Below are 26,007 nucleotides of genomic sequence, written 5' to 3'. Positions count from 1 at the left end.
TCTATTTATCTTTTTTCAGGATAGAGTAGCTTTTGGATATCTTCTTCTTCAAAATTTTCCATGGACACAGCGGTTACCCCTGTATCAACTGTTTTTTCAACTTCTTTTCCTTCGATACTGTCAATGACATTTAGAACTCCTTGATATCCCATACCAAATGGATCCTGAACAATTAGTACATCTATGGCTCCAGCTTTAAGAGAATTAATTTGTTCTTCATCAGCATCATATGCTACAACCGGTATATCCTCTGCCAATCCTTGCTCTGTTACAGCACGACCAACACCAATACCAGTATGGTTATTATCAGCGAAGAAGCCTAGAACATCTGGATTACTTGTTATAATATCTTGTGCTGCACTTAATGCTTTAGATATATCATTATCTACATAGCGAGTTTTAAGCAATTCAATATCTGGTGCTATTTCTGCCATACGGTCAATAAATCCTTGATCACGATCCTCAAGCACCTTAACTCCTGCCATAGAACTAATGACTCCTACTTTTCCCTTTAGTTCTTTTCCTTGTGCTTTTAGCTGTTCAACTAATTTATCAGCTGCTAGTGCACCACCAACCAAGTTATCTGTTGCTAAAAAGCTAGTGAAATTTTCTGTATTTACTTTGTTGTCTACTAATACTACTGGAATATCTTGACTCATCGCATTTTCAATTGCAGGTACTGTTGCATCCGAACTCGTTGATGCAATGACAATACCGTCAGGCTGACGTGTAACTGTGTTTTCTAAAATCGCTACTTGCTCATCAATATCTGCTTCGGAAGGTGGACCATCTGTTGTAATTTTCACCTTGTTACCCAATTCTTCTTCTGCTGCCTTTGCACCTTGAAGTACTGTTTGCCAAAACCCAGAATCAGTTGCTTTGATAATAACAGAGATTTCTAGTGGTTCCCCTCCATCATTGGAAGCGCCTTCAGAATTACTGTCACTTTCACCTGATGTTCCTTCTGATTGGTTACAACCAACTAAACCGAATATGAGAAATAGAAATAAAGCAAAATTTCCAAATCTTTTTTTCATGAAAACTCCCCCTTATTTTTCACATAATAAATACCCCCATAGCTCCGATAAAGGTTCTCCTTCTCACCCCTTTCAAAATTATAGACAAATAAGACTTTTAATAAGTAATGTAATAAAAAGGTAATAGTTGTGCAGTTTGCATATATGGATGATCTAGAAGTTAGTAGAATTAGCTTGTAAGATGATTTCTTGGAGGATGTTTGCTAAGAAATTAGTAAGGTAAATTGGCTTAGAAAATAGAATAGAAGATGTGTTAGAGAAATTCTGATAATTGTAAACCCTTACAAAAGAAAGTTAAGGTTAAAACTTGCTCTCTTAGCAGTTCGTTTTAATTGTTCGAACTTCTGAAGAGAGACTTATGAAGTTCTTCAAGATATTGAAATATTGACAGTAAATGTACTTAAATCTCCACGGTAGCGTGCGATGGAATATTCAAAAATCTCATCATTTAGTAAATATCCTGTTGTTTTAATAAACATAATAGCTGCATCTGGCTCAATTTCTAAAAACTTAGATTCATAATCTGAGGAATTTACCGCTTCCATCACTCTAATTGCTCGATGAATCTGGAGGCCATATTTTGATTGTAAAGTTTCATATAGGGATACATTTGTAAGATCCTCACTTAATAATCCTTCTGCCAAAGACTTTGGAATATAGGTGGAAACAAGAACAACCGGATTATTATTAATATACCGCAGTCTTTCTAAGTAGAAGAAATCAGTATGGTGCTCACCAAATATCTCCTTCAAGGAACTATTTGTTTTCACTTCTTTCATGTCAATTACTTTTGTTGCATAAGGAAGACCCTTTTCTCTCATTTCATTTTGAAAACTTGTTAAATTTTCTAGGAACTGCTGTCTGATTTTTGGCTTGGCAACAAAAGTTCCTAACCCTTTCTTTTTATTTAATATCCCTTCATTCACAAGTTCGTTAACAGCTTGCCGAACAGTTGGTCTACTTACTTCAAAAAGATCAACTAATTCTCTTTCTGAGGGAATCAATTGCCCTGGCTTAAAGTTTGAGGAATTTATTTCATCTTTAATGATTTCCTTTAGCTGTGCATAAAGGGGAACAGGACTTTCTTTATCAATTTCATGTTTTAACAATGTCATCACCTCGTAGCGTCTATTGTAAGGTTATCATCATGTCAGGTTGTCATTACCAGTAACTCTATAACTAAGATATACTATTTAAAATTTTCTGTCAATAAACTTTTACATAAATTCCCTAAAATATATTTAAACTAAAGTCTTTCATAAAAAACAATTTTAGTAAAACCAGAATTACACTGTTTAAGGATATCTTTCACACTATCCATTTTTATTGCTTATTGAGAATATTAAAATATTTTAGACATTAGTAAACGTTCATCAAATTCCGAGCATCATTTTTAGGTTTTTCTAGGACGTGTGCTACAATGAGTAAAACATGAATCAATGAGGTGTAGGGTATGAAAATAGAAGTATGGTCGGATTTTGTTTGTCCGTTTTGTTATATTGGTAAGCGTCGTTTAGAAATGGCTCTAGATCAATTTCCACATAAAGACCAAGTAGAGGTTGAGTTTAAAAGCTTTGAATTGGACCCTAATGCTCCAATACAAACTGAACAAGGTATTTATCAGGCATTAGCGGCTAAATTTGGAGCAAGTGAACAACAAGTTAGAGAAATGAATAAAGGTCTTATTCAACAAGCTTCTGACCTTGGTATAACATTTAACTATGAAGATATGAAGCCAACGAATACCTTTAATGCTCACCGTTTAAATAAATTCGCCAAAACAATTGGAAAAGAAACAGAGTTAACTGAAAAACTATTGCATGCTTATTTTACAGATACAAAAAATGTCGGGGACATCAATACATTGGCTGACCTTGCAGAGTCTGCAGGAATAGATCGCAGTAAAGCTTTAGAAGTGTTAAATGACGAAACAGCCTTTGCAAATGTAGTGAGAGGCGATGAAAGAACAGCTCAACAAATCGGTGTAACAGGCGTACCTTTCTTTGTTGTGAATCAGAAGTATTCCATATCAGGTGCTCAACCACAAGAAACATTTTCACGTGCACTTACACAAATTTGGGAGGAAGAAAAACCAAAACCTAAGTTTCAGGAGCTACGCTTTGACGGTGATGAAGGTGCTATTTGCACCGACGATAGTTGTGAAGTACCAAGCAATAGTGAGAAAAACTAAGTGAAACGAAAAGACAGGGGCTAGTCCTCTGTCTTTTTTATATCAATTTAGGTTATTCCTACTCCATGTCCTCTGTAATTTGATGTCCCTCAATATGTGGTGTAGGGGCATTTTTTAAATGCATGGTACCTTTTGTTTCTTTTTCAATCTCATATGAGTTTTCCTTAAAATCCTTATGTTGATTTGATTTATTTTGTTTGTTCATAATTAAAACCTCCCTTGGAGTTATATCTTTATTGTTCCAATTTTAACTTCCATCATCCTCCCCCATCGTTAGATAGCCTTATTTTTCATATTATGGATTTGTTCACATCGGATAGTTTGTACATATTTAGATATTCTAAAAATGTACTTTACTATTTAGGGGATGATGGTGATGAAAAAAGGACTTGTTACGATCTTATCCGCAGCTTGCATTCTAAGTGCTACAGGCTGCGCAGGCGATCAAACAAATAACGCTACAAATATGGGATTGAGAAATGAACAGGCTCCAATAACAAGAGTGAACTACAACGAGAATGATTCTAACCGCAATCAAAATGCAACTGTCCAAGCACGTGCAACAAAAAATGTTGAGCGTTTAGATGAAGTATATCAAGCTAGAGTGATCATGAGAGGCAACGATGCCTTTGTTACGGTTCGTTTAAACCAAAATGGAAACAACAATAATAACAATGGTACAACTGTTGGTAATAAAAGTGCTACTAACTCTGGAACAACAGGAAATAACACGAACTTACGTGGGATGGCAAATGAATATAATAATGTGGGATTCAATAACCGTCATTCAAAAACAGCAAATTCTGCAGAACGAAATAATGGTACAGAAATGGCTGAAAGAATAAATGAAACACCTGGGACAAATAATCCTTCGACAACTAGACCTGGCTTAGGAAATAACACAAATTTCACTACTAATGTTGATACTAAAAATCGTAATACTCGTTTAGGTCACACAAAGCAAGTTTCAAGTCAGCTTAAACAAAAAATAGAGAATCAAGTTCGTGCCGCTAATCAAAATGTTCATGAGGTATTTATTGTTTCTGAAAAGTAATTGACAAAATAGAAAGAGTCTCTATTACTTATTTAGAGACTCTTATCTACATAACAAAATAATAAAATGATGCATGAGTATGAAAACGCTCCCCTTATCTCATTTTGCTTCAATTGGATATAAAATCGCGTGGAGGCATGCCTGTCATCCTTTTAAATACGGTGCGAAGTTGTTTTGGGTCATGATAATAGCCTACTAAGTATCCTACTTCACTTGTTCTTTCTAGCCCCTCATCAAAAGGTCAACCTTTAAGGCTGACCTTCTCATTATTCTTCAGTTATATTCAGTGGAATACCTTTGTTTATCCCAACATTCAATGTTAACTCTTTTACTTTTTTATCAAAATAAATAGTAGAAAGTGATTCTAGTTTATAGGAACCAGAATTAACTTGTAAGACTCTTAACGAATATTTATTTCCTTTTTCATCTTGTAAGTAAATATTAGGGACCATTTTAAAGAAAGCATCCTGTGACCCCCCTGTTAACTCAAGTTCCATTCTTGTCGGATATACCACTAGCTTTTGAACTGTAAAGGGGTCTTCTGAATTCTGTAGTTCTATCTTTTCATTCTGTACAAAATGTTTCCCTAATTGAACTTTTGTGTTTGATAATGGAATGTCAACATTTGTTTTATTTCCGTCAATTTCAACACTAAAGGACAGTGTATTTCCATCATTTTTTATAAATTCATGTACAGTATTAGGATCAATATAAAGTGTATATTTAGCCATAATGTAATACTTACCTGAAATTCGCTGAATACCCATTGATGCTCCTGCACCTTCAACAGAGTCGGGATTTCTTGCAAAACTCTTTGACTCTACATTCATTTCGGGATAGTTATCCATCATTAACATTCCTGATTCTTCTTTATATACGGAATTTGCTATGTCTCCTCCTTTAACTAAGAGAGTAAAAAAGAGTTGCTCATCTTCAAGAAAAAGATGATCCATTTCTAATTCGTAGTTTCCAACTGAAAAAGAATGTGGCCTAAAAGGTTTGTAATTGTTTTCTTCCGCTGTTTCTATTCCTTTATATTCGAATAGCAATTCCTCAAACCAGTTAACAGCCATACTAACTATCGGAATATCTTTTGCGTAGGTTCTTGCATTTGGAGATAAGATAAAACTGACCAATAGAATACTGGCAGCTATTGCTCCGATTGAAAAATGTCGAAATCTTTTTTTCTTTTTGCTTTGTTTTTTAGCAACAACCCACTTATTTATTCTATCCTCTAATTCGTCTGGGACTGGAATCAACTCTGACTTTGTTCTGTTCATGATTATATCTAATTCTTTTTCCTCTAAGCTCATTTATAAGACCTCCCCTTGAACTAGTTTTTCTCGGAGTTGTTTTAGATTCCGGTATATTTTAGTTTTTACTGTTGATAACGGCAAGTCTGTTATTTTTGAAATCTCATCAAGAGAGTATCCTAAATAATATTTCATGTAGATCATAGACCTTTCTGTTGGTTCCACTTGATTAAGTAATTCTTCAAGATCTTCTATGTGCTCAGATTTAGATTCTCCAGATAAATTCATCATCTCGTTTTCACTTAATTCAACAATTTTACTTTTTTCCCTTAGTAATTGATTACTTTCATTGATAACAATCTTTAGAAACCAGGTTTTAAAATACTTTGGTTCCCTAAGCTGATTAAGTTTTTCAAATGCCTTTTCCATAGCGTTACAAACAGCATCCATACTATCGTGTTCATGATGCAAATAACAATAGGCCATCCGATAAGCTTGATCCTTTAACAATATCATGAGTTTACCAAACGCTTCAGAATCTCCCTTTGTAGCAAGCTTTACAAGCTTTTCTTCTTTCACTTTTATCCCCCTCACACCATAGCGTAGATATTTATACAATCACTTTAAACAAAATAGATGAATTAGCTCTTCATGTATTAGATACAAAAATTACTTAAAAAGTTTTATAATTTCACTATTTTTTAAAATTAATTTATCACGAAGGGAATTTCCCTATAATTTTCCTCTAAAAATACACTCAAAGTGGATTATCAATTTCTAAATATCAATAAATAACATTTCAATATCATTTTTTGTGTTTTTATCTCAAATTGATATTTGTTTCATATCAATTTGAGATATATAATAAAAGTAAGAAATCTAAGTAAACGCTTACAACTCTATAACAACAACGTTACTTGTTATTCTTAAGGAGGAAATACCATGAGCCAATTAGCAAGAGAAATCAAAGTGAAGGATTTATTAGACAAACGCAAATTCAATGAAAAGGAAATCGCGGAAATGTCAGATCCACAAATTGAATATTTTCACTGGCTCTATTTTGAAGATTCCGTTTACGATTATATGTAAATACTATAAATGAACACGAAAAAGGCTTTGTACTTTAAGTACAAAAGCCTTTTTGTTATGTATGACTAATTATGTCGCCTAGTATATTATATATGGTGGAGCCTAGCGGGATCGAACCGCTGACCTCCTGCGTGCAAAGCAGGCGCTCTCCCAGCTGAGCTAAGGCCCCATTTAGCACCGTTGAACCTTTTATTGATATGACAACACAAGCGTTACTTATACAGCCAGCTCATTCAAAGCTACCCTTCGACACATAGATTGTCCCACTTATGGCTGCTACGTTCCCGTCCTGACCAGATTCATGGGTTTCTATTGCGAGGACTCTGAAAGTCAACACCGCTTATATAAGGCAAACCTTCCATTATCATACCGCTAAAAAGGAATTCATCCTCGCTAGAGCGGGTTGCGAGTTACAGGGCACCGCTACCTCCCCGACTATCAACGGTATGTATAAGAAAATAAATATATGTTGTTTTTAAAATCATTCCCACCTATGCCGTTTCCCCAGATGTTTTGATAACCTGTTTTCAACAGGTGGGTTTCCGCATATTAACCTGCTGCAATCCTACTAAGATAGGCGTGGCATCAGTTAATTTATATAGGAATCCCTAATAAATAGTAAGGTTTAAAACATGTAGGGGCAACGAACATTGCAGGATGACTTATCTTGTAGTCATACTATATCACGGAAAAATACTTCTGTGTAGTGGAAATTACCTGTTATTTTGGTATCTTTATCCTTAATACCCTGTTAGATAGCAAGTATTTTAAAACCCTAATTCACATTCTTTTTCAACAGGATAGTAGAAGTTAGGGCTAAATTAATTGGGGATTGATGACTGATGTTATTCATTGTTGATTTTTCGTGGAGGTGTAGGAAAGATAGGCGGAGAAACTCCGGTTAAGGTATATAGTAGATGCTTAAAAAGCTAATATTAGCGGATATATTCCGGTTAACCTATATATATATACCTAAATCTAAAGATTAGGTTCATATTAGCGTAAAAACTTCCCTTATTTTGTGGGGAATGTTGATATTTCTCAATTTAAACGGAATTTTTACGTTTATTTTTAAATTTAGTAAAAAAACAATTATATAGTGTGACACATGTTCTTCTAATCAATTATCTGTTAATTATCGTGCGAATTACCATTCGCATAATTACGGTTATTTCAAATTTTGTACTTCAAAACCGAACCCACCCATAAATAAAAACACGATGATTTTCTAACACCCATTCCATTTGTGAAAAGGAACTAAAAAAGACACTAAAAAATAGTGTCTTTTTTAGGGTGTATGTGGTTAACACTTATTACCGTAAATCGTTGCACCTATAATAATTAGCAAAATAAATAACACAACGATAAGCGCGAATGTATTCGGTCTATAAGTAGGAGCACAATATCCATAAGCAGGGGCTTCATAAGTGTAAGGCATTACAACTGGCTGATGAGGAACATTTTCTGCAGCAACATGAGGCATGTTTGCTCCAGCCATATGTGGACTATTTTCATATCCGTACATTTAAACATCTTCCTTTCGATTGTCAATATTAAATTCTTAGACGATATAGTATATACGTTTATAACAATTTGGAGCCCGTCTAATGCTAAGAATGATTCATTAAGGAGCCTAAAATGGAGCCCATTTTTCTAATTCATAACATTTTCAAATATCTTTTTGTAAAAGATTAAAGAAGAAAGATTTAACGCATACTATTTTTTGTCTATAAGACATTAAGAAATTAGGAGAGTTTTTATGGATATGAAAAAAACTATAGGGAGTGTTTTAATGGGAATTCTAAGTGATAATCCTCAAAACGAACCATTACATTATGGAGAAGTTTTTGGTGCTTGGTCGTATCTTCTAACTTCAAAGGGAGCAGTTGCTGGATATCAAACTAAGGTTAATCATGCTGGAGATGAGGACCTTCGTAAATTACTAATGGAAGCGATTGATCTATGTCAACAAGAAATGAAACAAATTGAGACAATTTTAAAAGACAATGGAGTCGCTCTTCCTCCTACACCTCCTGAACGTCCTAACGCTCGTATCGAGGATATTCCAGCAGGGGCAAAGTTTATGGACCAAGAAATTGCAGCAGCTTTATCCGCAAGCATAGCTGCTGGATTGGTGGCATGTAGTCAAATGATTGGTCAAGCAATCAGAGAGGACATCGCTATGATGTTTGGTCAATTCCATACACAAAAAGCAGCACTTGGTGGCAAAGTGTTACGACTAAATAAAGAAAAAGGCTGGCTAATCCCACCTCCTCTTCATTTAAATAAAACAGAAGAATAATAAAAGGGAAAAAATTTCCTTAAACAGCTAAAAGATGACCTTAGTGAATAAGGTCATCTTTTTATATTTCTTTTGAAATTGTTTCTATATTTTACAAGTGTCAGTCAATTTTGTAATGAACTCACACTTTAATTATTCAAAAAGCTTACTTTAAGTTAAATCTTTTTCTAAAGACTTATTAGCAGGTGCAAACCATCCAAGTAAGGCTATTCCAACTAACACTCCATAAAAGATCAAAGTCCAAACAGTACTATGTGGAAAATGATGATCTAAGATACCTATATCTTCATGAGCCAAAGTAATGACTGCAAGTTTAACACCTACCCAAGCAACAATTGCATATGCTGTCGTTTCTAGAGCTGGACGTTTTGCAAGTAGCTGGACAAACCATGTTGCAGCAAACTTGATCAGGATAAGACCAGCAATACCTCCTAAAACAACTACTATAAACTTTCCTCCATCCATACCACCGAAGTTGCCTAGTGGTGAATCCGGAAGTCCAAGCGCCAGTGCGACTGCTGCGAGAATTGAATCAATCGCAAAAGCAAGGTCTGCCAATGCTATCTTACCTACAGTTGGCCAAAAACCTTTACCAGCTGCTTCCTTCTCTTCTTCCTCACGAATATTTTCATTTTCTTTACCGAAACGTGCCTGAATAATATGCTTCAATCCTAAGTAAAGAAGATAAGCTGCACCTATCGCCTGAATTTGCCAGACGTTCGCAATAAATGATATAGCAAAAAGTGCAAGAAACCTGAAAACAAAAGCCATGATAATTCCATAATTTATAGCTCTTTTTTTCTCATCCTCAGGTAAATGTTTAGCTATAACTGCCAGCACTAACGCATTGTCAGCAGATAGCAGTCCTTCCAATCCAATTAAAATCAACAATGCCCAGGCATACTCTAACCATAATGACTCCATTAAATTTCTCTCCCTTCCATGACTAAACCTCTCGTGTAAATGTTTCAATATCTATATAATTTCCCAGCTAGCATCAGGTATCCTAGTGAAATAATGCTAAAAACTTTTAAGCATTGTATTTGTTGAAAAGATCGTACGTTTTGTACTATCACGCTGTAAGTAGTCTCGTCCTTCATAGAAAAATCATGCTGTTTACTTTTTTATGAAAAAGTGCACAATATTAATGTGATAAAACTGAATCATCCCAAAAAAGTATGATGTATAACTACTCACAACTTTCTTCATACCTTATCCACTACTCTTAATCATTGCTAAATAAATCACTTCCTAAAAAAAATTTTATCTGCTTCTTTTTGCTTTGGGTTAATCGTTTTAATTTTCTTTAAGAAATAATAGTGCTTGTATATTGCAAGTAGCACTAAAATAACTTTTATTACTAGGATGTTTATGTAAAAGACCGAAAATAAGATGAACGCATCTGCAATTAGGTTGATACGAATTTTTTCTTTGAGTGTCATACCTTTCTTCTGCCGGAAACCTTCAACGTATTTCTTATAGAATGAGGTACTTTTAAACCATCTTTCAAATTTCTTAGAGCTTTTTGCAAAGCAGAATGAGGCTAAGAGAAAAAATGGACCTCCGGGTAAAATAGGAAGAATAATTCCCGCAACTCCAACACCGAGGGAAATGAATCCAAGCATAGCAAACATCATATTTTTGATATTTTTGATGATCGATCACCTTATTCCTAATATAGTGTTGCTCTTGAAAGCTTTAGCAAAAACGATTCATCTTTATTATAAGTTATTTTAAGGAAGATGTAGAATATTTTGTAACTAAATGAAATTAGGGAAAACTCAATATCATAAATAATCAATCAGGGGACATACTGTATTTTGGCTGTGATGAATAAATGAAAGGGGTTTTCAAATATGGATAGAAGCAACGAAATAGTAGATAGAATGGAGAATATTTTTCAAAATACATGCGGGTCATGGCAAAACTGTACCGATACAACAATTCAGGCTTTCCTTGATCAATGTGAACAAAACAATATTGATCCACAGTTTTGCATGAGCTGGGTTGAACAGCATAAATCTGAAATACCGGGATGGGATACTGTTTCTAAGGTATCTCTTCAGTGGGTGAATGAACATACTTCAACAGGTGCTCCTCACTCATTTAAATAGTAGAAACCAAATAGGCGCTCTGAATGTTTAAGCACCTGTTTTCTATCCTATATATAAATTATAAAAGCCCTACCTGTTGAAGTCCATGAAGTATACCATTTTCCTCAACTGATTTTGTTACGTATTTTGCGACTTCCTTCACCTGATTTTCTGCATTACCCATTGCAACACTATTTTTGATCGTTGAAAGCATTTCAATGTCATTTAAACCATCGCCAAAAGCATATTGATGTTCTTCCGAAAACCCAAGCTTCTCAACAATTTTCTTAATTCCAATTGCCTTTGACCCGCCACTCGGGACAACATCCACTGAAAAGGGATGCCATCTTACAAAGTCAAAATCCTGATAATTTAGTTCGTATTGCTTTTCCTCTCCTTCTGGACAGAATAAAAGCGTTTGATACAACTCACGACCTTTATAGTAGTGCGGATCATGTGTAGGAAATTGTTTGATCTTTAATGATTGAATGCTTTCGTTAATATAGCGGTGTTCGGAAACATTTGCTTTCATATCCTCATGATCCATAAAGACAACAGGATGATCGTTCAGAAGAGCGTTTTCTGTTAATTTTTCAAGTGATGAAATCTTTAAAGGATTTGTAAAAAGCACTTCGCCATCTAAAACGACAAATTGACCATTATAGCTAACATATGTATTTATATTTAATTCTTCACGTAAATCTTCAAACATAAAAGGAGCACGACCAGTTGCGATCGCAACAATATGGCCTTCATCTTTTAGTTTAAAAATAGCTTCTTTAGTTGAAAGAGGTAATTCTTTATCATGAGTAAGTAAAGTCCCGTCTATATCAAAAAAAATTACACTTTTAGTGGTCATCATTATTCCTACTTTCTAATCATATTCCTATCATATCAAACTGTTTTTCTCTGAATTAACTTTACCGATATTTCCTTGTTCGACACCTGATCGTTAATAGCTTGAAGGAAGAGATTTTTCCCCATTTCCTCGAGAGGAATTTCTATTGATGTAATATTCATCATTTTAGCAATTGGTTCGTTGTCAAACCCGATAATTGATAGTTGATCTGGTATTGAGATATTGTGTTTTTGGCAGCATGTTACAACCCCAGCAGCAACCTGGTCACTCGTTATCAACAATGCAGTTGGTGGTGTATCCATATCATTTAGTTGCTTTACTACTTTTTCCCCGTCTTCAAAGTACAGGCATTCATCCATTATATAATAAGAATTGTAAGGTAAATTATATTTTTCATGAAAATCTCTATACGCACGTTCACGATTTTGACTGTTGGTTCCTGATTTTCTGCCAATAGTGTAACCGATTTTACTATGACCCTTACTATAAAGATATTCTAGTGCATCAAAGAAGACCTCATAATGATTAACAAAAGTAGTAGACACTTTTTTATTTATCATATTTTCGCATAACGTAATTGTACCATAAACCAAATGTTCCTCAATAATCGACCAATTACTAGTTCTCGAACAAATAATGAGAGAGTCGATTTGTTTATGCTTTAACATATACAGAGCTTCCAATTCACGGCTCTCAATGTAGTCTGTCTGAAATAAGACCAATTTATAGTTGTGTTCTAACGCTTGTTTAGCTATTCCCTTTAACAACTGACCAAAGTAAGAATGGTCAGTATATGGAAGAACAACACCTATTAGTTGAGTTTTACCTTTGCTTAAATGAACCGCATTTATATTTTTGTGATAGTTACTTTCTTCTATAGCTCTTAAAACAGCCACCTTTTTTTGTTCACTAACATATGGATGGTTATTTAAAACACGAGAAACAGTAGTTACGGATACGCCAGCCATCCTAGCTAAATCTTTTATATTTGTCATAAAATCACCCCGTTAGCAAGTGCACATTGAGCCTCGTAATCATTCCATAAGTTTAATGAAAGTGCTTTACATTTTCTTTTTCGAATCGATAAAGAAATCATCAAATGTTTTTAGTGTTTTTATTTTTGGTGACTGTCCTGAAGCCTTTATACAGAAATAAGCTCCAGTATAAATGATAAAACAAAGCAATACTAATACCCACATCATTAATCTCCTCACTTTTACTTTTTAAGTAAAAACTAATTGTTGAATTCTTCCTTTATTTAGAGCAAAAACAACAATTAAAGCTTAGAAAAAACCTATTTGTAAGGAGTTTAAATGATGAAACGCGTTTCATGTCAAATAGAAATTTTTAATGAATTCGATGTGTTTGTAACAAGTAAACTCGTTGTTTTGTATTCATTTTTTTATCTATAGCATAATCCTGATATAAGTAAACTTTTATAAAAGTTTACTTATATCGTTAGGCAGATTGTTTTCAGAAAACACCTTTATCCCGTTTCTCTCTAGTAAAGCGGCTGTTACTCCGTTTCCTATTATTTTATTTCCCTTAAATTCTCCATTATAAATCATCGAACTGCCGCATGAAGGACTATAATCTTTTAATATCACTGCCTTAGCTTTCATCTTTTTGGCTTTTTCAAGTGTAGAATATGCCCCTTTTATGTACAAATCTGTTACATCGTTTCCTGAACTTTCTATAACTCTAGCATAACCATCTAAAACATTTTCTCCATTTCCTCCAACAATTTCTGCTGGCTCTCTAGGTGTGGTGAAGCCTCCGAGTAATTCCGGACACACCGCTACAGCTTTATTTTCTTTTACTAATTCCCTTATTTCTTCAACTAGGCTGTGTGTTCCATTGTATCTTACTTCCATTCCGGCTAAACAAGAGCTAACCAACAACATTCCCCTGTCCCCTTCCTACACACTATTTAAGTTTTTTCAATAATTTGTTGAAATAGATATTTTGCATCATTTCCAACCCCAAGCAATAGGGCTGATCCTCTTCTATGCTGCCATGGAAGTCCTAAGAAATACAATCCACTAACACTAGTAACACCTCTTTTATGCTTTGGATTTCCTTGCATATCAAAAGCTTCCTTTATTTTAATCCATTGATAATCTAAGCAAAAGCCTGTTGCCCATATGATGTTTTTTACCTTTATAGTATCTCCATCTTCAAAGTATATGGTCGAATGTTCAGCATTTCTTGTTCTAGGCTTTAAGCTTACATTCCCTTTTTGAATTGATTCTTTTAACTCATACCCAAAAACAGGATCACCCTGCTGCTGAAGCTTTTTAGCTATAAAAGAGTCACGGTTTGCATGTAATATACCTAATTTATCAAACCACCAAAATATACTTTTAGAGGCAAAAGTTAACGGTAAGAATTTCAGCTTTTGACTAATAGATAAATATACTTCTCTTGTTTTCGATAATTCAACGGCTATTTGTGTCCCAGAGTTACCTCCCCCAATCACTAAAACAGCCCCATCCTGTAGTTGATTACTATTTTTATATTGAGATGAGTGAAGTTGTTTAATGCTCTTATCTAGATTTTGAGAGATTTCAGGTATTTTCGGTGTTTGAAAAGGTCCTGTAGCAACTACTATTTGTTTTGCTAACAACTCTCCTCTATTTGTTACCACATGAAAAATATTTTTAGTTTTTTCAACACTAATCACTTCGGTACCATGTTTTATTGGTAAAGAGTAAGTAGTTGCATATTTTTTAAGATACTCAACTACCTCGTCTCTTTTTGGAAATTCATCTACATTTCCTTCCATCATCAAACCTGGTAAAGAACTGTATCTTTTAGGTGTAAATAAAACCAAAGAATCATAGCGTTTCCGCCATACATCTCCAATTTCTTGTTCCTTATCTATAATTAAAAAAGATAAATGACTTTGTTTAAGAAAATACCCCATTGAAAGACCCGCTTGACCTGCACCAATAATTAAAACATCATACATCATCGTAATCACACCTTACATACAATACATGAACATATTATCATATATAATTTATTCTTCTAGGTAGAATTTGTCAATAATATTTTCAAAGCATTTACTGTTGGTAAACAAAAAAGCCAATTACGCAGCTTCGAGAGCTGCATAATTAGCTTTTACTACTTAATAAACTGTTGACGGTCATTAAAGAAAGTTTTATAACCAAATGATGTGAAAATCATGACTGTTAGAGCTACACTTCCAGCAATACCGAGCAAAACTGCAATTTGATATTCAATCGCTATGATTGGATTTATTCCGGCTAATATTTGACCTGTCATCATCCCTGGTAAGAAAACGATTCCCATACCTACCATACTATTAATTGTTGGTAATATTGCTGAATCAAATGCAGAGTTGACAACAGACTTGGTGGCGGCTTCAGGCTTAGCTCCTAACATGAGTGCACCCTCAATTAAGTGCTTTTCCTTTTCGATACCTTCTACTAAATTCTTCACACCAAGAGTAATCCCTGTCATTGAGTTTCCTATTATCATTCCTGCTATTGGAATCAGATAATGAGGCTCATACCAAGGTTGAAAATGAATGACAACAAAATTAAAGTAAATTAACGTAAGAAGCGAACCGGCAGTCATTGAGAGAGCAATAATTTGTTTTAGTTTTTTAGATAATGGTTTTGCCACCTGCTTATATGTATTAAAAATTGAAAAAGTAAGCATAAACAGCACGATAAACATGATGATATAAGGGTTTGGCTCTTCAAAAATGTACGTCAGGATGTATCCAACGAGCACTAATTGAATCGTCATTCTTGCTGTAGAAACAATAATGCGGATTTCTCTATTTAAGCCTCTCCATCTAACGAATGCAATCAATAATATAATAAATAAATATCCAGCAGCTAGCCTCCACAGCTCAATATCTCTTATCACATTCTCCATCAACTCTCACCCCCACTTTTCTTTAAGGTAACAACATTTTCAGCATAAGTGGAAACAAGCTTTTGAGAATGTGTAATAAGAATGGCTGTTTTATTATTTTTCTTTATCATTTCGATAAAATTCTTCATGACCATTTCTTCTGTTACCTCATCTAGGGCTGAAGTCGGTTCATCCAATAAATAAACTTCCGCATCTAACAAAAGAATTCGTGCAAGCGCAAGTCTTTGTTTTTCCCCTCCTGAAAGGGTATCAGCCTTTTCATCAAGATTTTTCTCTAAATAAACAATAGTTAGTGCTTGCTTTAGCTCTTTATCTTCTTTTTCTTTTTCACCTGCGAAAATAAGACCTTTGTTCAAGTTTTCTCTAATTGTTCCTTCAAATATCGTCGGTTGTTGTGATAGCATGATAACATTTCTTCTATGATATATAGGATCAAGATCATCTATATTTTCTTTCTTATAAAAAATCTGACCATGGTCTGGAGACAACATGATATTTAACATTTTTAATAATGTTGATTTTCCTGCACCACTTTCTCCGACAAGAAAAGTCACTTTATTTGCTGGTATATTAAGTGATTCAATATTTAATATTTCTTTGTAACGAATATTTTGTAATGTAAACATTGCACTACCTCCATAAAACCTATAATCTACTAAATTTAGAGATTTGTAAAATATTTTTCTTTTTTCAGTCCAAAAGTAGAAATTATCAAAAAAACCTACGTAAAGCTAATTCCATTACGTAGGTATTGTAATTGCTCTTGGTCTAGTTGCTTTATACCATTCTAAACAAAGAAAATAAATAAGAACAAGGTCTATGAGATCCCCACCATAGTACATCAACATTGCTCCAGCCTCTGCCTGAACTTTTGAAACAGAAGCTGGTGGATTAGCATATATTAATTTTGATAATATCCCATGACTAGCTAGAGCACTGATTAAGACACAAGCACGATATGTAAAACTTGCTTTATGAGGGTTTGGGTCAAACGATATCATGGAAGACGTAAACAGATAACCTGCCAAAAAAACATGAATATGTATGATCAAATGCAAAAACACATTCTGATGCATGAGTGAGTAAAGGTCAGTTAAATAAAGTATCCATAACCCACCTATATTAAGCAAAGAAGAAGCGATTGGGTCACTAATCGTTCTAATAGGCCAGCTTCTTAAAACACGAGACAAACGTCGGGAAGCTGTTACACTCAATGCCTTCATCATTAATGATATTGGAGCTGCAAGGACCATTAATAACGGGGAAAGCATTCCAAGCAATAAATGACCAATCATATGAAATGTAAAATCGAAATGGGCTCGGTTAGCAATAGGTCCTACCAATGAAATAGCAGCACATAAAATACCTAATATCCATAATATTGTTCGGTAAAGGGGCCACTTTCTATTTTTATGATTCGCAAATACAGCTGCAAGAACATAAATGAAAAGAAGCAAGCAAAATCCTATTATAAAGTATAAATCAAGGGTATCCCAAGTTGAATGGTGATTATGATTATTGTTCATATGTAGCATCCATTCCCTTGCTTTTTTTCGCGTGATTTTTTGTTTGGAATAAAAGAATACAGCCAACTAAAATCATTATTGCGGCTATTATATTCCAAATCAAATCATATGGAAGGATATTTTCTACATAGCGAATCTGATGAATTCTCATTAATTTGTGTTGAATAATCCCATCGTAAAGTTGAAATCCACCCGAACCTACAAGCATACCTCCCCACCACCTTTTAAACCAAAACCCTTGTTTTCTTCGAAGATCGGCAAGCAGGAACAAACCCCAAATAGTAGCAAACCAACTAAATGCATGAAAAAGTCCATCTGATATTAGACCAACATCTGTTGTTGATCGATCATAAAAATGATGCCAACGCAAAAGTTGGTGAAACACAGTTTCATCAATAAAGGCTGCTAAGCCTATTCCAAATAAAAAACCAGACCATAGATTACGTGATAAATATTTTTTGAAATCAGAAAACATCCTTTTCCTCCTCAATTAAACCTACCGATATATCCAGATAAACAGTTTAACCATTAAAAGGAATCCTATATACACCTTTTAATATCCTTGAAATAAAAAGAGTATACACTCTAGACGAATGTATACTCTTACTTTTAAACAGGGCAACTTCATTCATTTTCGTTCCTGCATATATTTCATCCATTTTTTCAGTTTAAAACTACAAATGAAAAACCCAATAATCGATATGAACCCAATAGCTGTAGATAATTGCCAAAGAACAGATTGTCCGCTATATAATCCAAAACAGAATCCGATTAGCCCAATTAGTAGTAGTTGAAAAAATCGTTTTTTATTATTTTCATATATAACAAACTGGAAATGTCTTCTCTGCTCCTTTTCCTTTATTGACTCTAATTTTTGAGGTAATTGTAAAAACTCATTTACAGAATGTACAACCTTAAAAACAGGCTGAGATTGAGCCCATTGCCAGAGAAACGACCACTTATTATTTCCTTGCTTTTGTAGCCACCTCATAAAAACAGGTCTTCCTAATTCTAGCATTTCTGCTTCAGGTGCAACTTGACGAAGAATTCCTTCAATTGTTACAACTGATCGACCGAGAAAAACAAACCTTGTTGGAACTTGAATAGGTAATGCCTGAATTATATCGTTCATTTCCATTTTTAATTGAATTAAATCTGTTTCTTTTAAAGCAGCTATATCAAAGGTAACTAATTCAGCAAGTAGTTTTTCCATTGTCCTAAGATCAGCTTGAGGATGTAGAAATCCTAATTGTGATAAGCATTCAACTGCTTTAGAGTAATCTTTTGCAAGTATACTGCCAATTAAACTTTGAAAATAAGAGGCGTCTTTTTTAGTTATTTCCCCCACCATTCCAAAATCTAATAAAATTACTTGTCCATCCTTAGTAATGAGAATATTTCCCGGATGTGGGTCTGCATGAAATATTCCAGGCTCGAGCCATTGAGGAAGAAACACCTTAAGGAGTCGTTGTGCGAGTTCTTCACGGCTTAATTCTATTGATTCAAGAGCTTTATCGTTTGTTAACCTTATTCCTTCTACCCATTCCATTACGATAATCTTTGATGTGCAAAGATCAGAATATACATGTGGAATTTTCACATCATCATCTGTTTTAAATCTTTCTTTGAAAAATAATAATGATTTCATTTCTTTTTGAAAATCGAGCTCTTGTTCAATCACATGATTTAATTCTTTATATAACACTTTAAAATTAATAAACCCCTTAGGAACCGGAACAAAAAGATCCGCAAACCATATAATAATCCCTAATGTGCGAAAATCAGTTGAAACAATAGACTGAATCCGGGGTCTTTGTACTTTTATCGCGACTTTTTCTCCATTATTTAAAACTGCTCGGTACACTTCCCCTATTGATGCAGATGCAATTGAAGCTTTCTCAATTGAAAGTAGGTTTTTATTAAGTTCGCATCCCCATTCTTCTTCAATCACAGCTTTAATCTCTTTCCATTCTGAAGGAGGTACTTTATCCGTTAAATCCTGAATTTCCTTTATAAAGGAATGAGGAAGTAAATCCGCACGAATAGTTAAAATTTGACCAACCTTTATAAGTAAACCTTCTAATTCAAAAAGTGTTTTTCGAAACTCTTCGCCGATCTTCCCCCATAACAAATCCCATTCTTGTTCAGATTTTTTCCTCAGTTTAAACCAGTAAATCCTTATAAATATTGAAAAAAATAATAACAAAACCTTTGACATTCGACTCCACTTACTTCTTATTTTCATTATATAAACCTCTTTTTCTAATTGTTAAAATCCTTAGCACAGCAAATCAGCTACTAATCTTTCTCCGCTTAATTCAACAAAAAAAGAGAAACTCCTTTTATTAAAGGAAAATTTATACAAAGAATGACTGAAGTAAGTATGCCTCTTGGTAACCCTTACAACTCTCATTCGAAAGAAAATGGCCTTTTAAGGCAAACAAATCTCTTTTCAAATGAATAAAAAAGGTTTAAGATATTATCTATCAAACAGCAAAGGGGTGAGACAATTGAAACATCTATTGCTGATAAAGTCATTTATGGTGCTATTAATCTCTCTTTCTGGCTTACAACTTGTTTCAATGTCTACGATTTATCATCATCCTACAAATCAAGGAAAAATAATTGCTGTTGAGAATGAAGCAACTGCCGGAGTACTGATTGTCGAGGAAGATCAAAAGCACTTTGACCTATTTCGCTCAGTAGATACAGCTTACATTGTTTTGATTATTGCTCTTGCAATGTTTTTATTTGGTCAATTGTTAACACATAGACAACAATTAAGACCATTTTTATACGCTGTTTATTACCAATCCTCATACTTTTCAAAAAATCATTTATTGAAACCAACCTTATTAGCATAAAAACAAAATTGGAGGTTTTATAAATGATGTTTTGGTTAAGAATGATTCCTGTTGTTCTTTTTTCAATTACTGCTCTTAGTTTGTTCACCTATCAAGGTATTGAAATCCTACATGCTTTTACAGATTATTTTAATAAAAAATAATGTAATGAAGGGCTGACCAATCTGGTCAGCCCTTTCAGGTTATAGACAAAAGGGTTTGGAATGGTCACATTCCTAACCCTTTTTGTCTTTGAGTTGGCTTTTTTATTAGAAAAGACACCCGGGAGAGAATTCTATGCCAGCTCCAGCATAAGGACCTAATGACCTTAAGGAACAAGCTGATCTACGGTAACCATCTCTAATTGATCTCGTGCGTTTGAACTCTTCTTTGATAACATCTCCATCACCTCATGCACTATAAAGCCCATTTTAGGTATGTTTTATTACTGCTGCACATAAAGTTTAAAGTTTCTGTTGATTGAAGTGGAAGGCGCGCAGACTCCTGCGGGAGCAGCTGGACAGGTTAGACCCGCAGGAGCTTGGCGACGAGGAGGCTCACCGCCAGCCCCGCGGAAAGCGAAGCGCCTGGAATGGAAATCAACGGCCCCCTTTCACCTAAAGCCAAAAAAAAGACTGTAGGCAAGCCCAATTTTTATCGAGATTGTCTACAGTCTGAGAGGGCTGACCAATCTGGTCAGCCCTCTTTATTTATTAGCTCTCTTTTTCCTCAGCGTCTTTTATCCACACCTCTGTTACAGAACCAGCATCTTGTTCATCTAAGATAAATGAGCCATTGCTGTATCGGTCGTTTGCCCGTAGCGTTGACACATTAATACTTTCAACAACACCCTGTTCTGATTCCAAGAAGAACTCTTCTTGTTTATAAACAATTGCTCCCCCAACTATTCGATGAGGATTGTTTTTAAGTTCTCGAAGCATAATGAGACCACGTTTTGCACGAGATGACTTCTCAAAATCATTGATAGACATCTTCTTAACTGCACCTCTTTGAGTTGCAATGACTAAATATGCCTTTTGGTCTGGTTTTAATACATTTCCGCTAACAACATAGTCCTCCGGCTTTAAGTTAATCCCCTTAACTCCTGCAGCACGTGGACCTACAATATTCACTTCTTCTTCAGCAAACCACAATCCATAGCCTAAATGAGTAACAAGAAATAGATCATCTTTCCCACTAGTGATATGAACGTCTACAACAATGTCATCACCTTTTAAGTTAACAGCCACTAAAGGCTTCGAATATCGTTGTGCTTTATATTGACTAAGCTCTGATTTTTTCACCATTCCATGCTTTGTAATGAAAGTAACAAAGAGAGGTTCATCAAAATTTTTAACAGGTATTGCCTTTAAGATTTCTTCATCCCGTTCAATTGGAATAATATTTGCTATATGCTGACCAAGGTCTTTCCAACGGATGTCTGGAAGTTCATGTACAGGACAGTACAGATAATTTCCTTTATTCGTAAACAACAGCACAACTTCTGTTGTATTAATGTCAAGTTTAGTAAGCAATCGGTCGGTCTCTTTCATTCCAAAATCCTGACCGTTTGATGCTGCATATGAGCGTTGGCTCGTTCTCTTCACATAACCGTCCTTTGTAACTGTTACGATTACATCTTCAGAGGCAATCATCACCTCAAGATTGATCTTAATTTCTTCAATTTCAGCTTCAATGACTGAACGACGGTTATCTGCATATGTTTTTTTCACTTTTTTCAAATCGGTCTTTATCACTTTTAATAAAACATTTTCATCATTAAGAATGCTTGATAGTTCTTCTATCTTTAAAGCTAGCTCTTCTGATTCATTTCTTAACGCCGTTATATCTGTATTCGTTAATCGATAAAGTTGTAATGAAACGATCGCTTCTGCTTGAGGTTCAGTAAATTCATACTTTTGAATTAAGTTATCCTTTGCATCACGCTTATCTTTTGAAGCACGTATTGTTGCAATTACTTCATCTAAAATCGATAATGCTTTGATTAAACCTTCAACAATATGCTGACGTTCGCGAGCTTTACGAAGTTCATAATTCGAACGGTTTGTTACTACCTCTTTTTGATGACCAATATAAGCATCTAAAATGGAAGGTAAACCCATCAACGTCGGACGACGATTGTGTATCGCCACCATATTAAAGTTATACGTTATTTGGAGGTCACTATTTTTGTATAAATAGTTTAGGACACCTTCCGCATTAGCATCCTTTTTTAGCTCGATTACGATACGCAGTCCTGTACGATCTGTTTCATCACGTACTTCTGCAATTCCTTCAACCTTACGCTCAATACGAAATTCATCCATACGTTTAACAAGATTCGCCTTATTAACCTCAAAAGGAATTTCTGAAATTGAAATTTGCTGTTTCCCACCGCGAATTTCTTCAATTTCGGCTTTCCCACGGACAATAATCTTGCCTTTACCTGTTTCATAGGCCTTTTTTATACCTTCCACACCTTGAATGATTCCGCCTGTTGGAAAATCTGGACCTTTAATCACGGTCATTAATTCATCAACCGTACAATTTGGTTTTTCCATTCGTTTTATAACAGCATCAATCACTTCACCTAGGTGATGTGGAGGAATTTCTGTTGCGTAACCAGCAGATATACCGGTTGACCCATTCACGAGTAGATTCGGAAACATAGCTGGGAGCACTAAAGGCTCCTTACTTGTGTCATCAAAGTTTGGAACAAACTCAACAGTTTCCTTATCTATATCACGTAAAAGTTCAGAAGCGATTGCAGATAATCTTGCTTCTGTATAACGCATTGCGGCTGGAGGGTCACCATCTATACTTCCGTTGTTTCCATGCATCTGGATAAGAAGATTACGAACTTTCCAATCCTGACTCATACGAACCATTGCATCATAAACTGATGTATCACCATGAGGATGATAGTTACCAATTACGTTCCCGACTGTTTTTGCTGATTTACGATAGTTTTTATCATTTGTGTTCCCGTCAACGTGCATAGCATATAAAATTCTTCGTTGTACAGGTTTTAATCCATCACGTGCATCAGGTAACGCACGATCTTGAATAATGTACTTACTATATCGCCCAAAACGGTCACCAAGCACATCTTCAAGAGGTAAATCTCGAAAAATCTCTACTGAATCTGCCAAATTCTATACCTCCTCTGCGACCGATAAGTGCTCATTTTCTAATATATTTGTTTCTTCATCAAGACCAAAGGCCACGTTACTTTCAATCCATTTTCTACGAGGTTCAACTTTATCCCCCATTAAAGTCGTAACTCGACGCTCAGCACGTGCTGCATCGTCAATTTTCACTCGAATAAGCGTTCTTGACTCTGGGTTCATTGTTGTTTCCCACAATTGGTCTGCATTCATCTCACCAAGACCCTTGTATCTCTGAATCATGTATCCTTTTCCGACTTTCTTTATAGCACCGTCTAGCTCTTCATCTGACCAAGCATATTCTACAACTTCTTTTTTGCCCGATCCTTTACTTACTTTATATAAAGGTGGTAATGCAATAAATACTTTACCATTCTCAATTAATGGCTTCATATATCGATAAAAGAATGTTAAAAGAAGAACCTGAATATGAGCTCCATCCGTGTCGGCATCTGTCATAATAATAACTTTATCATAATTCACATCATCAACTGTAAAGTCAGCACCTACACCCGCCCCAATTGCATGAATAATTGTATTAATCTCTTCATTTTTGAAGATGTCTGCAAGCTTTGCCTTTTCTGTATTGATAACCTTACCACGTAAAGGAAGTACTGCTTGAAAGCGGCGGTCTCTTCCTTGTTTTGCTGATCCACCTGCAGAATCACCCTCAACTAAGTACAGCTCATTTTTTTGTGGGTTTCGAGATTGAGCAGGTGTTAACTTTCCACTAAGAGTTGTTTCTGAACGCTTACGTTTTTTACCGCTACGTGCTTCTTCACGTGCCTTGCGCGCTGCCTCTCTTGCTTGAAAAGCTTTGATCGCTTTTTTAACAAGTAAAGTACCAGAATCAGGGTTTTCTTCTAAAAAGTAGGAAAGATTTTCAGACACAATCGCATCTACAGCAGATCTTGCTTCACTAGTACCAAGCTTTCCTTTTGTTTGACCTTCAAACTGAAGAAGCTCTTCTGGAATTCTTACAGAGATGATAGCTGATAATCCCTCACGAATATCAGATCCTTCTAAGTTCTTATCTTTTTCCTTTAATAATCCTGTTTTTCTTGCATATTCATTAAAGGCTCTTGTCATTGCTGTTTTAGAACCGGCCTCATGTGTTCCACCATCTTTTGTTCGAACATTGTTAACGAAAGATAAAATATTTTCAGAGTAACCATCATTAAATTGAAATGCAAACTCAACTTCAATGCCGTTTTGTTCACCTTCAAATGAGACAACTGGATGTAAAGCATCTTTTTCCTCATTTAAATATGTGACAAATGCTTCAATACCCGTTTCATAATGGTATATCTCTGAGTTGTCGTTGCGTTCATCAATTAGCTCAATTTTAAACCCTTTCAAAAGAAAAGCCGACTCACGTAAACGTTCACTTAAAGTTTCGAAGTTATACGTAGTTGTACTAAACATCACCGGATCAGGTTTAAAATGAATTCGTGTTCCAGTTTTAGTTGTCTTCCCTTTCTTTTCAAGGGTGGTAGCTGGTTTCCCTCCATTTTCAAAACGCTGCTCATATATAAATCCATCACGCTGGATTGTTACGACTAACCATTCAGAAAGTGCATTTACTACAGATGCACCTACTCCATGTAAACCACCACTTGTTTTATAACCACCTTGACCAAACTTACCTCCTGCATGTAATACGGTTAAAATAACCTCAGGAGTTGGTTTGCCAAGCTTGTGCATACCAATTGGCATACCTCGACCTTTATCTTGTACAGAAATACTATTATCTTTATGTATTTTGACAATTATATGATCTCCGTGACCAGCTAGGGCTTCATCCACAGAGTTATCGACGATTTCGTATACGAGATGATGCAAGCCTCGGCTATCTGTACTACCGATGTACATTCCAGGACGTTTTCTAACGGCCTCTAGCCCTTCAAGGACCTGAATAGCATCATCATTATAATCAAACTGTTGCTTCTTACCCAAGCGACTAAACCCCTTTCAATGACACACAATAAATCCTATTCTTAGTTAGAACGCATGTTTTAGTATTTTATACAATAATTTGCAGATCGACAACCCCCACTAAGCAAAAGAAAATCAAGTAAAAGTTTTTAATGCTGATTATGACTACAATTTACCTTATATCCATGCTTTATTGTATATGGTAAATTGGTTTTAGGAAACATTATTCGTGTAATAAAGGAAAAAATCCTTGTTTTACAAGGATTTTTTCATAATACTCTTATATTACTTTGTCATAGCATGCTCAACCTTAATACAACGATTCATGATAACTGTTTTATCGTTTTCTTTTAGAAGATGATAGGCCTCTTCATTTTCAAGCCCTAATTGTGCCCAATAAACATCAGCATCAATTTGTAAAAATTCTTTTGCCACATCAAGCAGGTGTTCTGAACGTCTAAAAACGTTTACAATATCGATATGTTCTTTTATATCCGTTAGGTTTTCAACTGCTTTTTGTCCAAGTACTTCATCTACGCCTGGATTTACAGGGATAATTTCATAACCTGCATCCTGCATTGCCTTACTAACCATATATGAAGTACGTTCTGGATTATCCGACAACCCGACAACTGCAATTTTTTTGCTATTTTTTAAAATTTGTCCAATCTCATCTCTAGTTGGATATTCTATTGCCATTTTTTCCAGCTCCTTTTTACTTAATCATATCAAGTTCATTCGCCTCTAAC

Annotated in this window: 27 protein-coding genes, 1 tRNA gene and 1 other RNA gene; 6 read left to right on the top strand and 23 right to left on the bottom strand. The window is 34.9% G+C overall.

Annotated features, from left to right (window positions below; genetic code table 11):
• Positions 1–5: 5 nt before the first annotated feature.
• Both ACEWK1_RS00365 and ACEWK1_RS00360 read right to left on the bottom strand, forming a co-directional pair.
• Positions 6–1,037, bottom strand: a complete 1,032-nt coding sequence (locus ACEWK1_RS00365) for an ABC transporter substrate-binding protein (RefSeq protein ID WP_121661578.1) — start codon at positions 1,035–1,037, stop codon at positions 6–8.
• 368 nt (positions 1,038–1,405) lie between these two features.
• Positions 1,406–2,146, bottom strand: a complete 741-nt coding sequence (locus tag ACEWK1_RS00360) for a GntR family transcriptional regulator (RefSeq protein ID WP_162987304.1) — start codon at positions 2,144–2,146, stop codon at positions 1,406–1,408.
• 344 nt (positions 2,147–2,490) lie between these two features.
• Here ACEWK1_RS00360 and ACEWK1_RS00355 point away from each other — a divergent pair, with 344 nt between their 5' ends.
• A complete protein-coding gene (locus ACEWK1_RS00355) occupies positions 2,491–3,228 on the top strand; it encodes a DsbA family oxidoreductase (RefSeq protein WP_416635267.1) in 738 nt (245 codons plus the stop codon).
• 58 nt (positions 3,229–3,286) lie between these two features.
• Here ACEWK1_RS00355 and ACEWK1_RS00350 read toward each other — a convergent pair whose 3' ends face one another.
• On the bottom strand, positions 3,287–3,433 hold the full coding sequence (locus tag ACEWK1_RS00350; protein WP_162987303.1) for a hypothetical protein: 147 nt from the start codon (positions 3,431–3,433) through the stop codon (positions 3,287–3,289).
• 171 nt (positions 3,434–3,604) lie between these two features.
• On the opposite strand from ACEWK1_RS00350, the gene ACEWK1_RS00345 reads away from it, so the two are divergent.
• On the top strand, positions 3,605–4,282 hold the full coding sequence (locus ACEWK1_RS00345) for a hypothetical protein (protein ID WP_121661575.1): 678 nt from the start codon (positions 3,605–3,607) through the stop codon (positions 4,280–4,282).
• Positions 4,283–4,548: 266 nt separating this feature from the next.
• Here ACEWK1_RS00345 and ACEWK1_RS00340 read toward each other — a convergent pair whose 3' ends face one another.
• Both ACEWK1_RS00340 and ACEWK1_RS00335 read right to left on the bottom strand, forming a co-directional pair.
• A complete protein-coding gene (locus ACEWK1_RS00340; RefSeq protein WP_251393998.1) occupies positions 4,549–5,595 on the bottom strand; it encodes a hypothetical protein in 1,047 nt (348 codons plus the stop codon).
• On the bottom strand, positions 5,596–6,114 hold the full coding sequence (locus ACEWK1_RS00335; RefSeq protein ID WP_218975599.1) for a sigma-70 family RNA polymerase sigma factor: 519 nt from the start codon (positions 6,112–6,114) through the stop codon (positions 5,596–5,598).
• A gap of 363 nt (positions 6,115–6,477) precedes the next feature.
• Here ACEWK1_RS00335 and ACEWK1_RS00330 point away from each other — a divergent pair, with 363 nt between their 5' ends.
• On the top strand, positions 6,478–6,624 hold the full coding sequence (locus ACEWK1_RS00330; protein ID WP_162987302.1) for a hypothetical protein: 147 nt from the start codon (positions 6,478–6,480) through the stop codon (positions 6,622–6,624).
• A 93-nt stretch (positions 6,625–6,717) separates the two neighbouring features.
• Here ACEWK1_RS00330 and ACEWK1_RS00325 read toward each other — a convergent pair.
• The 3 genes from ACEWK1_RS00325 to ACEWK1_RS00315 all read right to left on the bottom strand — a co-directional run bounded on the left by ACEWK1_RS00325 (position 6,718) and on the right by ACEWK1_RS00315 (position 8,062).
• A tRNA-Ala gene (locus ACEWK1_RS00325) sits at positions 6,718–6,793 on the bottom strand.
• Between the two features lie 9 nt (positions 6,794–6,802).
• An RNA gene (gene ffs / locus ACEWK1_RS00320) (signal recognition particle sRNA large type) lies at positions 6,803–7,068 on the bottom strand.
• A gap of 859 nt (positions 7,069–7,927) precedes the next feature.
• Positions 7,928–8,062, bottom strand: coding sequence for a YjcZ family sporulation protein (locus ACEWK1_RS00315; protein WP_373995118.1), 135 nt, complete (start codon positions 8,060–8,062; stop codon positions 7,928–7,930).
• Positions 8,063–8,416: 354 nt separating this feature from the next.
• Here ACEWK1_RS00315 and ACEWK1_RS00310 point away from each other — a divergent pair, with 354 nt between their 5' ends.
• Positions 8,417–8,926 (top strand): DUF3231 family protein, encoded by a 510-nt coding sequence (locus tag ACEWK1_RS00310; protein ID WP_251403332.1) that lies wholly within the window; start codon positions 8,417–8,419, stop codon positions 8,924–8,926.
• Between the two features lie 150 nt (positions 8,927–9,076).
• On the opposite strand, the gene ACEWK1_RS00305 is transcribed toward ACEWK1_RS00310, so the two are convergent.
• On the bottom strand, positions 9,077–9,850 hold the full coding sequence (locus ACEWK1_RS00305) for a TerC family protein (protein ID WP_121661573.1): 774 nt from the start codon (positions 9,848–9,850) through the stop codon (positions 9,077–9,079).
• 320 nt (positions 9,851–10,170) lie between these two features.
• Complete coding sequence (locus ACEWK1_RS00300) at positions 10,171–10,551, bottom strand: YbaN family protein (RefSeq protein ID WP_257535979.1); 381 nt, start codon at positions 10,549–10,551, stop codon at positions 10,171–10,173.
• Positions 10,552–10,782: 231 nt separating this feature from the next.
• Between ACEWK1_RS00300 and ACEWK1_RS00295 the strand changes: the two genes are divergently transcribed.
• Positions 10,783–11,040 (top strand): hypothetical protein, encoded by a 258-nt coding sequence (locus tag ACEWK1_RS00295; protein ID WP_416635263.1) that lies wholly within the window; start codon positions 10,783–10,785, stop codon positions 11,038–11,040.
• Between the two features lie 58 nt (positions 11,041–11,098).
• Here ACEWK1_RS00295 and ACEWK1_RS00290 read toward each other — a convergent pair whose 3' ends face one another.
• The 10 genes from ACEWK1_RS00290 to ACEWK1_RS00245 form a co-directional block, all read right to left on the bottom strand.
• Entirely contained in the window at positions 11,099–11,878 is a 780-nt protein-coding gene (locus tag ACEWK1_RS00290) for a Cof-type HAD-IIB family hydrolase (RefSeq protein WP_251393993.1), read from the bottom strand.
• Positions 11,879–11,913: 35 nt separating this feature from the next.
• Positions 11,914–12,873 carry a LacI family DNA-binding transcriptional regulator gene (locus ACEWK1_RS00285; RefSeq protein ID WP_251403092.1) on the bottom strand — a complete coding sequence of 320 codons (960 nt, stop codon included), beginning with the start codon at positions 12,871–12,873 and terminating at the stop codon, positions 11,914–11,916.
• 66 nt (positions 12,874–12,939) lie between these two features.
• On the bottom strand, positions 12,940–13,080 hold the full coding sequence (locus ACEWK1_RS00280) for a hypothetical protein (protein WP_162987244.1): 141 nt from the start codon (positions 13,078–13,080) through the stop codon (positions 12,940–12,942).
• Positions 13,081–13,314: 234 nt separating this feature from the next.
• Positions 13,315–13,782: a DUF523 domain-containing protein gene (locus ACEWK1_RS00275; protein WP_121661568.1), complete on the bottom strand. Its 468-nt coding sequence runs from the start codon at positions 13,780–13,782 to the stop codon at positions 13,315–13,317.
• A 26-nt stretch (positions 13,783–13,808) separates the two neighbouring features.
• Complete coding sequence (locus tag ACEWK1_RS00270) at positions 13,809–14,858, bottom strand: flavin-containing monooxygenase (RefSeq protein ID WP_251403328.1); 1,050 nt, start codon at positions 14,856–14,858, stop codon at positions 13,809–13,811.
• Positions 14,859–15,004: 146 nt separating this feature from the next.
• The gene (locus ACEWK1_RS00265) at positions 15,005–15,787 is read right to left on the bottom strand and encodes an ABC transporter permease (RefSeq protein WP_251403090.1); all 783 of its coding nucleotides are present in this window, start codon (positions 15,785–15,787) and stop codon (positions 15,005–15,007) included.
• Positions 15,787–16,413: an ABC transporter ATP-binding protein gene (locus tag ACEWK1_RS00260; RefSeq protein WP_416635259.1), complete on the bottom strand. Its 627-nt coding sequence runs from the start codon at positions 16,411–16,413 to the stop codon at positions 15,787–15,789. The genes ACEWK1_RS00265 and ACEWK1_RS00260 overlap by 1 nt, the downstream gene beginning before the upstream one ends.
• A gap of 114 nt (positions 16,414–16,527) precedes the next feature.
• Positions 16,528–17,313, bottom strand: a complete 786-nt coding sequence (locus tag ACEWK1_RS00255) for a cytochrome c oxidase assembly protein (protein ID WP_416635257.1) — start codon at positions 17,311–17,313, stop codon at positions 16,528–16,530.
• Positions 17,303–17,788, bottom strand: coding sequence for a DUF2243 domain-containing protein (locus tag ACEWK1_RS00250; RefSeq protein ID WP_416635255.1), 486 nt, complete (start codon positions 17,786–17,788; stop codon positions 17,303–17,305). Before ACEWK1_RS00250 ends, ACEWK1_RS00255 begins: the two co-directional genes overlap by 11 nt.
• Positions 17,789–17,941: 153 nt before the next feature.
• Complete coding sequence (locus ACEWK1_RS00245; RefSeq protein ID WP_416635253.1) at positions 17,942–19,558, bottom strand: ABC1 kinase family protein; 1,617 nt, start codon at positions 19,556–19,558, stop codon at positions 17,942–17,944.
• A gap of 265 nt (positions 19,559–19,823) precedes the next feature.
• Between ACEWK1_RS00245 and ACEWK1_RS00240 the strand changes: the two genes are divergently transcribed.
• Positions 19,824–20,177, top strand: a complete 354-nt coding sequence (locus ACEWK1_RS00240; RefSeq protein ID WP_121661562.1) for a hypothetical protein — start codon at positions 19,824–19,826, stop codon at positions 20,175–20,177.
• A 692-nt stretch (positions 20,178–20,869) separates the two neighbouring features.
• On the opposite strand, the gene parC is transcribed toward ACEWK1_RS00240, so the two are convergent.
• From parC to ACEWK1_RS00225, 3 genes are all read right to left on the bottom strand, one after another.
• A complete protein-coding gene (gene parC / locus ACEWK1_RS00235) occupies positions 20,870–23,308 on the bottom strand; it encodes a DNA topoisomerase IV subunit A (RefSeq protein WP_251403066.1) in 2,439 nt (812 codons plus the stop codon).
• Positions 23,309–23,311: 3 nt separating this feature from the next.
• On the bottom strand, positions 23,312–25,279 hold the full coding sequence (gene parE, locus ACEWK1_RS00230; RefSeq protein WP_251393983.1) for a DNA topoisomerase IV subunit B: 1,968 nt from the start codon (positions 25,277–25,279) through the stop codon (positions 23,312–23,314).
• A gap of 264 nt (positions 25,280–25,543) precedes the next feature.
• On the bottom strand, positions 25,544–25,957 hold the full coding sequence (locus ACEWK1_RS00225; RefSeq protein WP_416635250.1) for a CoA-binding protein: 414 nt from the start codon (positions 25,955–25,957) through the stop codon (positions 25,544–25,546).
• Positions 25,958–26,007: the final 50 nt, after the last annotated feature.

It is taken from the genome of Metabacillus sp. YM-086 (assembly GCF_048059995.1).
GTDB lineage: Bacteria > Bacillota > Bacilli > Bacillales > Bacillaceae > Metabacillus > Metabacillus litoralis_B.
This window is presented reverse-complemented; position numbering and strand designations above follow the sequence as displayed.